The organism is Nocardioides sp. (assembly GCF_004803405.1).
GTDB classification, from domain to species: domain Bacteria; phylum Actinomycetota; class Actinomycetes; order Propionibacteriales; family Nocardioidaceae; genus Nocardioides; species Nocardioides vastitatis.
The window spans coordinates 1-14,188 of sequence record NZ_SSXI01000185.1; the positions used below are offsets into that span (position 1 = coordinate 1).

Genomic DNA, 14,188 nt, shown 5'->3' on the forward strand with positions numbered 1-14,188 from the left:
CGACCGCGCGCGGGGCGCGACGACCGCGGCGGGCGCGACGGGCGTCGTACGGCTGTCGGGTGGGGTGGGCTCGCGCACGACCGCGACGGAGACCACCGCCACCACGGCGAGCACCGCCACCAGGGTGGCGACGAAGACCGCCGTCGCGCGGCCGTGCGGGTCACCTGACATGCCTTGTTCCTACCGGTCGACCGCGACCGGCGCATCCGGTCATCCACAGGCTCGGGAGTAGGCTCGGCGATGTGAGTGCCCAGCTGTCAGCGACGGACCGCCAAATCGTCTTCCGCGAAGCCGGGCTCAGTCCCGAACCTGTGGACTACCTCGCGGCGTGGGACCTCCAGCGCAAAGTCCACGCACAGGTGGTCTCCGGCGACCTTCCCGACACCGTGCTCCTGCTCGAGCACCCGCCGGTCTTCACCGCCGGCAAGAGGACCCGGCCCGACGAGCGTCCGCTGGACCCCGGCGGTGCGGCGATCGTCGACGTCGACCGCGGCGGCAAGATCACCTTCCACGGTCCCGGCCAGCTCGTCGGCTACCCGATCGTCCGGCTGCCCGACCACGTGAAGGTGGTCGACTACGTGCGACGCGTCGAGGAGGCGCTGATCGCGGTCTGCGCCGAGCTCGGCGTGACCACCGCGCGGGTACCGGGGCGCAGCGGCGCCTGGCTCCGGGCGGACGACCGCGGGCCCGAGCGCAAGATCGCCGCCATCGGCATCCGGGTCAGCCAGGGCGTCACCATGCACGGCTTCGCACTGAACTGCGACGTCGACCTCGGCTGGTACGACCGCTTCGTCCCGTGCGGCATCGCCGACGCCGGCGTGACCTCGCTGAGCCGCGAGCTGGGGCGCGACGTCCCGGTGGCCGAGGTGCTCGACCCGGTACGACGTCACCTGGGCGAGCTGCTCGCCTGGGCGCCGTACCAGCCGACCGCCGACTACGACCCGCGGCCGGACCCGGCACGGTCCGAGGGGCAGGCGACCGGCGTGGCGCTGCTCACCTACGGCGCTCGCGGAGGACACACCTCGTCCTAGGCCGGCGCCGCGACGTGGCCCGACCGGGGTCCCGCCGAGGCGGCCCGACGACCGACCCCGGAGTAGGCTGTGGCGGTGACCGCCCCCGTACCTGAAGGCCGCAAGCTGCTCCGTCTCGAGGTCCGCAACGCCGAGACACCGATCGAGCGGAAGCCCTCCTGGATCAAGACCCGGGCGAAGATGGGACCGGAGTACACCGCGCTCCAGAAGCTGGTGAAGTCCGAGGGCCTCCACACGGTCTGCCAGGAGGCCGGCTGTCCCAACATCTTCGAGTGCTGGGAGGACCGCGAGGCGACGTTCCTCATCGGCGGCGACCAGTGCACCCGCCGCTGCGACTTCTGCCAGATCGACACCGGCAAGCCGCAGCCGCTGGACCGCGACGAGCCACGCCGGGTCGCCGAGTCGGTGCAGAAGATGGGCCTCAAGTACGCCACCATCACCGGCGTCGCGCGCGACGACCTCGAGGACGGCGGCGCCTGGCTGTACGCCGAGACCGTGCGGGTCATCCACGAGGTCAACCCCGACACCGGCGTGGAGAACCTGATCCCGGACTTCAACGGGCGGCCCGACCTCCTCCAGCAGGTCTTCGAGTCCCGGCCCGAGGTGCTCGCCCACAACGTCGAGACCGTGCCGCGGATCTTCAAGCGGATCCGCCCCGCCTTCCGCTACGAGCGCTCGCTCGACGTGCTGACCCAGGCGCGCGCCTTCGGCCTGGTCACCAAGTCCAACCTGATCCTCGGCATGGGCGAGACCCGCGAGGAGGTCTCCCAGGCGATGCGCGACCTGCACGACGCGGGCTGCGAGCTGCTCACCATCACCCAGTACCTCCGGCCCTCGGTACGCCACCACCCCGTCGAGCGCTGGGTGAAGCCCGAGGAGTTCGTCGAGCTCCGCGACGAGGCCGACGAGATCGGCTTCGCCGGAGTGCTCTCGGGTCCGCTCGTCCGTTCGTCCTACCGGGCCGGTCGGTTGTACGGTCAGGCGATGTCCGCTCGGGAGGCCCACGCAGCCCGGGCCGAAGCCACCGTCTGAGGAGACCGCAGCACCCCATGGCCAAGAAGACCAAGCCCCCTGTCGACCCGTCCAAGATGAGCCGGCGCCGGCAGGTCCTCGAGACCTACAAGATGGCGCGCGAGGTCGACCCGGCGATCCGCTGGTGGATGCTCGGGACGTTCCTCGTGTTCGGCGCCCTCGGGTTCGGACTGTTCTGGCTGCTCCCCGGCGAAGGCACCTTCAGCCTGATCATGGCGATCGTCGGCGCGCTGCTGATCGGCCTGCTGGCCGTGATGATCGTCTTCGGCCGCCGCGCCCAGAGGGCCGCGTTCAACCGGCTCGAGGGTCAGCCCGGCGCCGCCGCCCGCGCGCTCACCATGCTGCGGCGCGGCTGGGTGGTCGAGGAGGTGGTCGGCTTCACCAAGCAGCAGGACATGGTCCACCGCGTGGTCGGCCCTCCGGGGATCGTCCTCGTCGGCGAGGGCAACCTGACCCGGCTCAAGGCGCTGATGATCAGCGAGCGCAAGAAGCACGCCCGCGTCGCCGGCGACTACCCCGTGCACGAGGTGCTGGTCGGCAACGACGAGGGCCAGGTGCCGTTGCCCAAGCTGGTCAAGCACGTCCAGAAGCTGGGCCGACAGGTGAAGCCCGCGGAGATCACCGAGATCCGCCAGCGGCTCAAGGCGCTCGACGCCCAGCGCCCGAAGGTGCCGCTCCCCCGCGGCCCGATCCCGACGTCGATGAAGGGCATGCGCGGCAACCTGCGCGGTCGCTGAGCCCTACTTCACCAGCGTCCGCAGCGTCGCGAAGGTGACCGTCGACGTCCCGGCGAACACGTCGTGCAGCCCGCGACCGTCGTTACGGAACACCAGGGGCGGGATCACCAGCGCCACCAGCAGCTGACGGCCGAACGCCCTGACCGGGCTCAGTCGCCGCAGGCGGCCGTCGGCGGGTACGACGCACAGGCCGGTCAGCAGCTTGCCGATCGAGCCGCCGGCCAGCCACGTCAGCACACCGGACTCGACCACGTACACCACGAGCACCATCGCGGACGCGACCGACCCGGGCTCGCCGTACGCCTCGAGACCGACGAACGCGATCACCGCGAGCGTGCAGATCAGCCAGTCCACGAGGAGGGCGACGATCCGGCGCCCCCAGGACGCGGTCGGGAACGGCGAGCGGTCGGCGGGCGCGTGGGACACAGACACAGGCTAGGGCTCCCCTGCGTGGGCAAAGTCTCGGCCCCGATCGAACTCGTTAACACGGCTGAAACGTTCGGTCCGTTTCGCGAAACATGGCTCGCCTAACGTCACGTGTTCGACCAGCCGGCGACGACGCGTCGTCCACACCAGGGAGTTTCACATGACTGCGAACCCCACCCGCCTGGGTGCGATCCGCGACATCGAGGCCAACGAGGCCCCGGCCGCCTTCTTCGACATCGCCAACGAGACGGGCGCCTTCTTCGGTGAGAACGTCTTCGGTCTCGCCACCATGCAGAAGCGCCTGCCCAAGTCGGTCTTCAAGTCCGTCGCGGCGACGATCCAGAAGGGCGACAAGCTCGACCCCGCCCACGCCGACATCGTCGCCTCCGCGATGAAGGACTGGGCGATGGAGAAGGGCGTCACCCACTACGCCCACGTCTTCTACCCGCTCACCGGCCTGACCGCCGAGAAGCACGACTCGTTCATGGAGCCGGTCGGCGACGGCACCGCGATCTGGGAGTTCACCGGCAAGACCCTGATCCAGGGAGAGCCCGACGCCTCGTCGTTCCCCAACGGCGGCATCCGCGCCACCTTCGAGGCCCGCGGCTACACCGGCTGGGACGTCCAGTCGCCGGCCTACATCCTCGAGAACCCCAACGGCAACACCCTGTGCATCCCGACGATCTTCGTCTCGATGACGGGCGAGGCCCTCGACCACAAGACGCCGCTGCTGCGCTCGCAGGCGGCGATGGCGGAGCAGGCCAAGCGCGTCCTGGCCCTGTTCGGCCACAAGGACATCGACAACGTCGTCTCCTACTGCGGCCCCGAGCAGGAGTACTTCCTGGTCGACACCTCCTTCGTGAACACGCGCCCCGACCTGCTCAACGCCGGCCGCACCCTCTTCGGCGCCAAGCCGCCGAAGGGCCAGGAGTTCGACGACCACTACTTCGGCGCCATCCCGGACCGCGTCCTGGCGTTCATGCACGACACCGAGCGTGCGCTCTTCAAGCTCGGGATCCCGGCCAAGACCCGTCACAACGAGGTCGCGCCGGGCCAGTTCGAGATCGCCCCGGTCTTCGAGCGCTCCAACCTGGCCTCCGACCACCAGCAGCTGCTGATGTCGACGTTCCGGGCGATCGCCAAGCAGCACGGCATGGAGTGCCTCTTCCACGAGAAGCCCTTCGCCGGCGTCAACGGCTCGGGCAAGCACGTCAACTTCTCCTTCGGCAACGGCAACCAGGGCAACTTCCTCAACCCCGGTGACAACCCGCACGACAACGCGCAGTTCCTCGTGTTCTGCGCCGCGATCATCCGCGCCGTTCACCTGCACGGCGGCCTCCTGCGCCTCTCGATCGCGTCCGCCGGCAACGACCACCGGCTCGGCGCCAACGAGGCGCCGCCCGCGATCATCTCGATCTTCCTCGGCGACCAGCTCGCGGACATCTTCGAGCAGATCGCCAACGGTGGCGCCACCTCGTCGAAGCAGAAGGGCGTCCTCTCCGTCGGCGTCGACACCCTGCCCGACCTGACCAAGGACGCCGGCGACCGCAACCGCACCTCGCCGTTCGCCTTCACCGGCAACCGCTTCGAGTTCCGCGCCGCGGGCTCGAACCAGACCGTGGCCGCCCCGATGATGGTGATCAACACGATCATGGCCGAGGCTCTGGACTTCTGCGCCAGCGAGCTCGAGGCCGCCGTCCAGGCCGGCACCGACTTCAACTCGGCCGTGCAGTCCCTGCTCGCCAAGATCGTGGAGAACCACGGCGCGGTCGTCTTCAACGGGAACGGCTACTCCGAGGAGTGGCACGAGGAGGCCTCGGTCCGCGGGCTCAAGAACCTGCGCACCACGGTCGACGCGCTGCCGGAGTACTGCACCCCGGAGGCCAAGGAGCTGTTCTCGAAGTACGGCGTCCTCAACGAGGCCGAGCTGCAGTCGCGCTTCGAGGTCGGTGTCGAGCAGTACGTCATGACGATCAACGTCGAGGCGAACCTGACCGCCGAGATCGCGCAGACCACGGTCCTTCCGGCAGCGGTCCGCTACCAGACCGAGCTTGCGACCAACGTGTCCGCACTCAAGGCGGCCGGTGTCGAGGCCGACCTCTCCGACCTGCAGGCTGTCTCCGAGCTCGTCGCCGCGCTCCGCGCCGGCATCACCGAGCTCAAGGCGGCCCAGGAGGGTGCGCACGACCACGAGGGCATCGAGGAGGCGGCCTACTACCGCGACTCCGTCCTCCCCGCGATGCTGAGGGTCCGCGAGGCCGCGGACGCGATCGAGGGCGTCGTCGCCGACGACCTGTGGGCGCTGCCGACCTACCAGGAGATGCTCTTCATCCGCTGACGGGCACTGTCCTCCTGTGGCCTGACGAGTGCCCCAGTCCCCCACGAGGGGGGCTGGGGCACTCGTGCATCGCGAGTGTTTACACAGCCGAAACAATGCGGTGCTGTGCGTGCAATGCCCCGTTAGGTAGGTTCCCGGAAGGGTCCGTTGTGCGTAGCTCCGCCCGACGGCCCGACCGTGACTGGCTGACCGATGGCTGGGCCGCGCGCCTCAGCCGAGGAGGATCGAATGTTCAACAACAGCGAAGAGCTGCTCAAGTTCATCAGGGACGAGGGTGTCGAGCAGGTCGACGTCCGTTTCTGCGACCTGCCTGGCATCATGCAGCACTTCACAGTGCCGGTCTCGTCGTTCGACCAGTCGGTCTTCGACGACGGCCTGGGCTTCGACGGCTCCTCGATCCGCGGCTTCCAGGCGATCAACGAGTCCGACATGGCGCTGTTCCCGGACCCGACCACCGCGTACGTCGACCCGTTCCGGGTGCAGAAGACGCTGGTCCTCAACTTCTTCATCCACGACCCGATCACCGGTGAGCCCTACTCGCGCGACCCGCGCAACATCGCGAAGAAGGCGCTCGCCTACCTCGCCAGCACCGGCATCGCGGACACGGCGTACTTCGCGCCCGAGGCCGAGTTCTACATCTTCGACTCGGTCCGCTACTCGACCCAGGCCAACGAGGGCTTCTACCACATCGACTCCGTCGAGGGCTGGTGGAACTCGGGCGCCGAGGGCGACAACCGCGGCTACAAGACCCGCTTCAAGGGTGGCTACTTCCCCGTTGCGCCGTACGACCACTACGGCGACCTGCGCGACGCGATGGTGAAGAACCTCGAGGTCTCCGGCCTCCAGGTCGAGCGGGCGCACCACGAGGTCGGCACCGCGGGCCAGGCGGAGATCAACTACAAGTTCGACACGCTGCTCAAGGCCGCCGACGACGTCATGAAGTTCAAGTACATCATCAAGAACACGGCATGGGAGGCCGGCAAGTCGGTCACCTTCATGCCGAAGCCGATCTTCGGTGACAACGGCTCGGGCATGCACGTCCACCAGTCCCTGTGGGCCGACGGAGCGCCGCTGTTCTACGACGAGACCGGGTACGGCGGCCTGTCCGACGTGGCCCGTTGGTACATCGGCGGCATCCTGCAGCACGCGCCCGCACTGCTCGCCTTCACCAACCCGACCGTGAACTCCTACCACCGCCTGGTGCCGGGCTACGAGGCGCCGATCTCGCTGGTGTACTCCTCGCGGAACCGCTCCGCGTCGGTCCGGATCCCGATCACCGGCACCAACCCGAAGGCCAAGCGCATCGAGACCCGGTTCCCCGACCCCTCGGCGAACCCGTACCTCGCCTTCTCCGCGCTCATGCTCGCGGGCCTCGACGGCATCCAGAACAAGATCGAGCCGGCGGCACCGATCGACAAGGACATCTACGAGCTCCCGCCGGACGAGATGGCGGAGATCGCCCAGGTGCCAACGTCGCTCGGCGCCGTGCTCGACGAGCTCGAGGCCGACCACGACTTCCTCACCGTCGGAGACGTGTTCACGCCCGACCTGATCGAGACCTGGATCAGCTACAAGCGGGAGCACGAGATCGCTCCGGTGCAGCTGCGTCCGCACCCGCACGAGTTCGAGCTGTACTACGACATCTGAGTGGAGTTGCCCTCTGACCTGCGGATTTGAAGGACAGAGGCTAACCCAGGCCACACCTAGGCCACAAGGGCAACGGGCCGTCGACCTTCCGGTCGGCGGCCCGTTGTCGACCCGTGCGTCACCCGGCCCCTGCGCGCTTACCCGACCGCCGGTCGGACTGCCACCCCTGCTGACCCGGCGGCCGGCCACTTAGCCCATACCGCCCATTTTGACGCACGTGTGAGAAACCCAGATTGTCGGCGGCTTCCACAGATAATGAGGCGGTGACTGGCCACTATCAGAGCCCGGGCGTCGCGTTCACATTTCTGAAGGACGCCGAGACGCCCCGATGGCGGCCCGCGCAGGTCGGCGCTCTCGGGGCCTTGCTGTCTCACTGGTCCGTTCATGACGCTGAGCCGGCACTACTCTCTCTCCCAACAGGCGCCGGCAAGTCGGCCATAGCAACCGCTATCCCCTACCTGTCTGCCGCCAGGAGAGTGCTGGTCGTGGTGCCGAGCAAGCAGTTGCGATCTCAGCTGGCCGAGGGCTTCCGGACGCAAAGCGTGCTGCGCGACATCGGCGCTCTCGATGATCTCTTGACGCCAAGGGTCGTGGAGATGACGGGCCGCGCTAGCGATTGGTCGGCACTTGAGGACGCCGACGTCGTTGTCGCGATCCCAACCTCGATTAGTCCAGAACACTATGACAAGCCACCCCGGCGCGACCTGTTCGATCTGATCATTGTCGACGAGGCGCACCATGCTTCTGCGCGCACGTGGCGCGCCATCCTCGAGCATTTCGCGTCGGCGCGGCGGGTGCTTCTGACGGCCACCCCTAAGCGGCGTGACCGCAAGCGCCTCCCCGGCGACATCGCGTTCCACTATCCACTCAGCCGTGCCATCGCAGAGGGGTACTACAAGCCTGTCAGCGCTGATCTGATCGACGTCACTCCCTCCATCACCCAGGAGGCCTGCGATGACTTGATTATGAGGCGCACGCTCGCGGTCTTGGATGATCCCGCCCACGAGTCCAGCACTGTCTTGGTCCGCGCCAACACAGCCGCACGCGCGCGTGACTTGGCCCAGCGCTATAGCGCTGCTGGACGAGACATGGTCGCACTCACCTCGAGCTTGAGCGCCGCACGACAGGAGCAGATCATTGCTGGCCTTCGTGACGGCTCCCTGCGATCAGTAGCCGTTGTCGGCATGCTGGGCGAGGGCTTCGACCTGCCGCGTCTTCGGGTCGCGGCCTATCACGACAAACATCGCTCGCTCTCGCCCACGATCCAGTTGATTGGCCGACTTGTGCGCAGTCACCCGGACTTTCCACAGCCTTCGGTCCTGGTCGCCGCACGAGACATCGATGTCTTCCCGTCCCTGCAAGGGGGAGTTCGGGCGCTCTACGAGGAAGACGCGGATTGGGCGAGCCTCGTCGCCGGGGTCATCGACAACGAGATCGCGGAGGCAAAGGCGTCCCGCGCCTTCGCCTCCGCGCTCGAGACAGCGCCGAACGAACTCTCAGTGGAGTCCATGGTCATCCCGGTGAGGGCGACCGTGTGGGAATGTCGCGCCAACGACTGGACCCCAGATTTTCAAAAGTGCCTGGATGAACTACCCGTTGGCGCGCGCGTCCGCGGAGGACACGAGGTGTTTTACCGGTCGATGACTATGGAGCGCAGCTCGCTACTCCTGGTGACTCGCAGGACCGAATCGCCTCGATGGCACGCCCATAGCGGACTCGAATCCAACCGGTTCGACCTGCATCTACTGACGTGGGTGCCGCCTCGACTACGGGGGCAGGCAGGCCTGCTGCTCGCCAACTCCGACGACGGAAACGTGCGCAAGCAGCTATTCCAACTTTTGGACACCACGGATGGACGACTACGAGCAGCAGATCCAGAGAGGCTGCACGGGGCCTTCGACTCGCTGCCTCGTGTTTCCGTCTCCAACGTAGGTGTCCGAAACACAAACTCTGGCGGCAGAGGCACTGCAAGTTACAAGACGTTTGCCGGCCCTGGCGTCGATCGAGGGCTACGCGAGGTGGACACCGCTCAGGGCGCGATCGGCCACGCAATGGCGCAGGTGTCACAGGGCGAGGGGTTGGCTGCCTACAACGTCGGGATCGCAGTCGAGAAGGCGAAGATGTGGGAGTCGCGACTCGTGCCCATCCGTTTGTACGACGACGTGATGGCGAGCTTCGGTGCTCGATATTGGTCATCCTCAGCTGCAGCGAACCCCCTGCTCCCAGACGTCACTAGGGGATCGGTCTTGGGTGCGCTCCCGGAATCCGAGGTGGCATTCACCGACTGGCATCCCGGACTCTTGGGAGCGGACTGGTACCTAGATGAAGAGCCGCTCGAGCACCTAGATCTCCAAGTGCGAGCTGGCCGCGATGCGGCCGGAGAGTATCTGAAGCTCGAACTACGAACGGATCCAGCGGTGCCGTCGCCATTGTGGGTTGGTAGGCAGGATCTGATCGGCGAGGTGTCGTCCGCTAACGAGCAGAGCGTTGAGGTGCACAGGGGGTTCGCAACAGCGAGGAGCCTTGAGGATCTGTTAACTGAGTTTCCGCCTACGGTGTACTTCGCGTCCGGGCAAACGGTAGTCGGCTCCGTGATCTACGAACGACCCCGAGTCAATCACTCCCTCTCGCGCCTGATCGCCTCCCCTATGGACTGGCCGAACGTCGACCTCGAGAAGCAGCTCGATTCATCCGCGGTCGCAGCGGGGAAGGTTTCGGTCCACTCGTATGTGCGTTCGCATTTGGTAGCCAGGCCTTCGCGCTTTCAACACCGGTGGGTTCTTCACAATGACGGCAAGGGAGAGTTCGCGGACCTGATCATCCTCGAGTTGAACATCGAGCGAGATGTGCGGGTTGAGCTCTGGCACGTCAAGCCGGCGGGAGGTGCAAAGCCGAGCGCTCGAGTGACCGACGTCGAGGTAGTGGGCGCCCAGGCTGCGAAGAGCCGACGGTGGTTCTCAGATCCGGACCTCTTCACCGAGATGTCTGCGCGATATGTACACGGGAAGTCGCCGGTGCTGACGGTCGTAGACGGGGACGACGGACTTCTGACTGAACTGCTGAGCCCGAGATCCGAGCAACGACCCTGGACGCTGCTGGACGCCAGACCTGTCGTGCGCGGGGAGATCGTCGTTGCGCAGCCGGGCCTGTCTTGGTCCAAGTTGGAAGCCAAACTCGCCACGAACGACCTTAGTGCCGTCCAGATACGCGACCTTCTGTGTGTGCTCGACGATGCCGTCGGAAGTCTTGCTGTCACCCGAACGGTTTGCGCCCCTTAGTCCTCGTGAACCGAACGGATGACGAGTGTGGCGTGGCGTGCTGACAACGTCCTCGCCGCTACTGAGCGTCGCAAACCATCGCGGCGTCGCGCCAAGCCTCCGTGCTCTTTCCGGTGGATATTTGGCGGTTCCGCTGAAACGCGTCGCGGGTGACGCCAGAGTCGCGAGCCTGACGCGCCTCGCGTGCCATCGCGAAGCGCGAGGGGTCCGACTGGGGATTCTCGTAGAACTTTGCGTCTCGAAGTAGCGACTTGACGGTCTCCTGGCTAACGCAAAGTACTGCTGCGATCTCAGAACGGCTCGATCCTTGGCGCTGCAAGGCGAGTGCCCGTGAACCCCGCTCGGCACGGTCTCTCATCGAGTTGCCGCCCGGTGTTTCGACCCGGTTTGGACTCTCGTTAGAAGGGGGAGATGCAGGCGCGGGCGTGGGTTGGAGGTCGTCGAAGTATTCGGGCAAGCTCAGAGCCTTGGCTGCGGACTTGAGTTGGCGGACTTCGGTGGCGGTGAGAACGTCATCGTCGAGCGCGGCAGTCTGAAGGCTATCCAGGAAGCGCTTGTTGAGTCGAGCACTTGCTCACCTCCCATGCCGGCTGAGCCGGCGAGGTACGCAAGTACTTTGGCTTCTTCGCCTGTGATCTTCCCATCGGACAGCACTTCAGTGAGTGCGTCGAGGTACGCCTCGGCGGAAGCACTGTGCGGCGCGATGCCCGTGACTGGGAGCCGCGCCATGAGGGAATGCATCCAGCCATCACTGCCCTTGCGCAGCGCTACGGCTCGCGTGACCAGTGGAAGCGGCTGGGCATTTCTCGAAGTCCAGGACATCGGTACGCAGCTGAATAGGACCGGAGTGCGGAGCTGTCGCGTCATCTGTGGGAGCAGCGCGCAGACGGCGCGCACATCACCCAGTGCTGCGTGCTTGTCTACGAGCGGCACCCCGGCAGCTCGTGCGAGTGTTCCGAGCTTGTAGTTCGGCGTCGTGAAGGTCTGACGGCCAAGCCAAAGCGTGCAAAGCGCTGGCAACCGGGGGACCTCCAGACCAGCACGTTTGAGCTCTGCAGCGAGAAACGCTTCCTCGAAGGTTGCGTTATGGGCGACGACGACCGCGCCGCTCAGGCGGCACAACAGTTCAGGCGCCACGTCGGCGAATGTTGGAGCTCGCTCGACTTGGGCGTTCGTGATTCCGTGGATAAAGGTTGGCCCTACGTCGCGGCCCTCGGGGTTGATCAGGGTCGCGAACTCATCCTCGATACGTCCACTCGCATCCACTCGAGCAATCGCTACTTCGACGATGCGGTCGCGCCTGGCCGACAGGCCGGTTGTCTCGAAATCGATGACGGCATAGGGACCGGAGTGCTCGGCGCCGCTACGCATCGAGGTCCCTCCATAGTGGAAGAGCGGACCTCGAAGACCAGGTTCGGCGAACGGAATGTCACGGCTGGTGGAGTCCCACGGTCTCGGGTCGCGCCGACTCGCAACGGTCCGTTCGCGGGTGTAGGCCGGGGGCCGGTGGCCGGACGACCGCGACCGGTTCGAGGGGGCGGCGGTCGGGCGCCCAGGCACGCCAGCACGGCTCGACTGACCTCCGACCTGCGTCGGTGGCGCCGGAGGCGCAGCGGGCGACATCGCCCTGACCACCACGTAGAACCCGACGGCAGCGATCAGCAGGAGTAGCACCCATTCCATGCCGCGCAAGGTAGTGGCAGACCCCGACAGACGTGGCCGAACACCGAAACCCGATCGGTGTCCTGAAACTCATTGCGGCCGACTGCACCTGGAACCGGAGACCGCGTAGGTCATGCCGCCGCGTGAGGACTCCGGCGGACCCAGTCGGAGGTCGACCAGGTCCGCCGGGCAACCCCTGCCGATGTGGTCGTACCACTGTTTACGGATCACGGTCGCCACACAGGATCAGTACCTGCCGTAGCCCGTTCGCCCCAGGGGTGAGGCGAGACCACGAGCCTACGAACGTTTCATCCCAACGTCGACCCAGTAACCCGAGACCGCGTCAGCCGGGTGCGTCACTTCGCCGCCTGTGGGCTATGCGATCGACGCAGGTCCGATTCCGGATTTCTTCTTCGGTAGGTGTGCAGGTCGCGGCTGCTCCGGCCGTGCGATTCGGCAAGACCCTTCTGCTTTCACTCCGGGACGGCGGCTAGCCTCGTCCGCGTAGAGTGACCGCAACTAGTTCTGCGCGGTATATCGACGTGCTGACCTCATCACGGCGGACCGCAGGATGCGGGCAACGATTGACATTCCGTGCCGCAGGTCCTCTGGCTCCACATGCTCTGGCCTCCGCCCGTGCATCACGTCGTTCCTGTGGCGGCGCAGCTTGGCGACCAGGGCCATCTCAAAGTCGCTGATTGGGACCTCTCCTGCTTGGGCGAAACGACGCAACTTGAGGAGGAGCGGTGGCGCATTCAAGTACGACAGTGCTTCGTCGAATCGGTGCTGTTGAGAGGGTGTGAGTCCTACCCCCTTGCTCGCTCGCCTCAGCGCTCTGGTCTGCGACCCCTTGAATAGCGCGGGTACCTCCGTATTGATGACAACGAACTCGATGCACTCCCACAACGCCAGGATCGCGGGGGACCCAACCGATAGGTATGCGCGCTGGAATGAGGCCAGCGCATCAGAGAGGTTGGCAGGGAGTCCGGCTGGGTCGAGACCATCGAGTGACAGCCTTTCGGTTCCAGGGGTCACGATCGGTGCTCTCGGGATGGTCTCGAGAGACCGCAAGTACCGCCCGCGGTCACTAAGGGAGTTGACGATGACCATTCCAAGCAAGTCTGGCCTAGAACGGGCGTCGTCGAGCAGGTAGCGCTTCGGGCCGTTAGTGTGCACGAGCCCGTCGCTTACCCCGACCATGAGCCAAGCCAGAGCATCTTCAACCAGTCGGCGCCCCTGTGTCTCTGCTTCAACGGCCCACCTCGCGCGAACTCGGGCGCAAGCTACGGAGTGACAGGCGGAAGCGATGGCCTGAAGCCCGGGGTTCGGCTCCAGGAACTGCTCAAAGGGGGTCAACGCGTCTGTGCCGCGTAGGTCGAGACCGTTGGCCGCCAACGCGTCTCCCACACGAATCCCAACCAGTGGAAGGAGGACATCAAATTCAGTGACCTCTGGCTCTGGGTCACCCGAGCTCACTCGATCCGGGGGGAAACCGCCGAGCGACGCCATGAGGACAAAGGCGTCTTGCGGCGTCAGCTCGTTCTTCAGTAGCGGGATGCGGACGTTTTCGAAACGAACAGCCATCGAGCTGCAACCGACGTGAATCACTCCGTCGCGCTCCTCGGCGACCTCAACCCGACCCGCGAATCGCAGATCCCCACGGTCACCCTCGATCTCGGAGGATGGGGCCACAACGGACCAAGTCACCTGTGCGGTTAGGTCAATCAGGTGGTCTCGCGCGGCGTCGGAAGGGATTTCGAACGTGAGGGTCGACTTTGAGTTCAGCCTTGAGGTGTGTGTCAGTCCTTCGACGATCCCACTAATGTCCGCGGACCCGATGAGGACGACAGACCTATGGCGCTCCACGTTTCCCTCTCCGCCATCACCGCAACGAGGTGTGCGCGATCGGAGTGATGACCGCCACGCCACGGGGAGATCGACTTGTTCGCACGGACCTCACTCCATGCGCTGCCCGTGCCGCCAGTATCCGCCACTACCAAGCGAACCACGGGCACCTTGCCCTCCGTGCGTCTTTCC

Annotated in this window: 9 protein-coding genes; 6 read left to right on the top strand and 3 right to left on the bottom strand. The window is 66.1% G+C overall.

Annotated elements, in window-relative coordinates:
• Nucleotides 1–242 precede the first annotated feature (242 nt).
• The 3 genes from lipB (at nucleotide 243) to E7Z54_RS12920 (ending at nucleotide 2,800) form a co-directional block, all read left to right on the top strand.
• Nucleotides 243–1,031 (top strand): lipoyl(octanoyl) transferase LipB, encoded by a 789-nt coding sequence (gene lipB, locus E7Z54_RS12910; protein WP_136434306.1) that lies wholly within the window; start codon nucleotides 243–245, stop codon nucleotides 1,029–1,031.
• A 75-nt stretch (nucleotides 1,032–1,106) separates the two neighbouring features.
• A complete protein-coding gene (gene lipA / locus E7Z54_RS12915; RefSeq protein ID WP_136434308.1) occupies nucleotides 1,107–2,063 on the top strand; it encodes a lipoyl synthase in 957 nt (318 codons plus the stop codon).
• A 17-nt stretch (nucleotides 2,064–2,080) separates the two neighbouring features.
• A complete protein-coding gene (locus E7Z54_RS12920) occupies nucleotides 2,081–2,800 on the top strand; it encodes a DUF4191 domain-containing protein (protein ID WP_136434310.1) in 720 nt (239 codons plus the stop codon).
• A 3-nt stretch (nucleotides 2,801–2,803) separates the two neighbouring features.
• Here the strand turns inward: E7Z54_RS12920 and E7Z54_RS12925 are convergent, their stop codons facing one another.
• A complete protein-coding gene (locus E7Z54_RS12925) occupies nucleotides 2,804–3,226 on the bottom strand; it encodes an RDD family protein (protein ID WP_240769665.1) in 423 nt (140 codons plus the stop codon).
• 160 nt (nucleotides 3,227–3,386) lie between these two features.
• Here E7Z54_RS12925 and E7Z54_RS12930 point away from each other — a divergent pair, with 160 nt between their 5' ends.
• From E7Z54_RS12930 to E7Z54_RS12940, 3 genes are all read left to right on the top strand, one after another.
• Entirely contained in the window at nucleotides 3,387–5,564 is a 2,178-nt protein-coding gene (locus E7Z54_RS12930) for a glutamine synthetase III (protein WP_136434313.1), read from the top strand.
• A 228-nt stretch (nucleotides 5,565–5,792) separates the two neighbouring features.
• Nucleotides 5,793–7,211: a type I glutamate--ammonia ligase gene (gene glnA / locus E7Z54_RS12935; RefSeq protein WP_136434315.1), complete on the top strand. Its 1,419-nt coding sequence runs from the start codon at nucleotides 5,793–5,795 to the stop codon at nucleotides 7,209–7,211.
• Between the two features lie 263 nt (nucleotides 7,212–7,474).
• On the top strand, nucleotides 7,475–10,489 hold the full coding sequence (locus tag E7Z54_RS12940; protein ID WP_206056188.1) for a DEAD/DEAH box helicase: 3,015 nt from the start codon (nucleotides 7,475–7,477) through the stop codon (nucleotides 10,487–10,489).
• 459 nt (nucleotides 10,490–10,948) lie between these two features.
• Here the strand turns inward: E7Z54_RS12940 and E7Z54_RS12945 are convergent, their stop codons facing one another.
• Both E7Z54_RS12945 and E7Z54_RS12950 read right to left on the bottom strand, forming a co-directional pair.
• Nucleotides 10,949–11,860 (bottom strand): 3'-5' exonuclease, encoded by a 912-nt coding sequence (locus E7Z54_RS12945; RefSeq protein ID WP_168798310.1) that lies wholly within the window; start codon nucleotides 11,858–11,860, stop codon nucleotides 10,949–10,951.
• Between the two features lie 810 nt (nucleotides 11,861–12,670).
• Nucleotides 12,671–14,017 (bottom strand): hypothetical protein, encoded by a 1,347-nt coding sequence (locus tag E7Z54_RS12950; RefSeq protein ID WP_136434318.1) that lies wholly within the window; start codon nucleotides 14,015–14,017, stop codon nucleotides 12,671–12,673.
• Nucleotides 14,018–14,188: the final 171 nt, after the last annotated feature.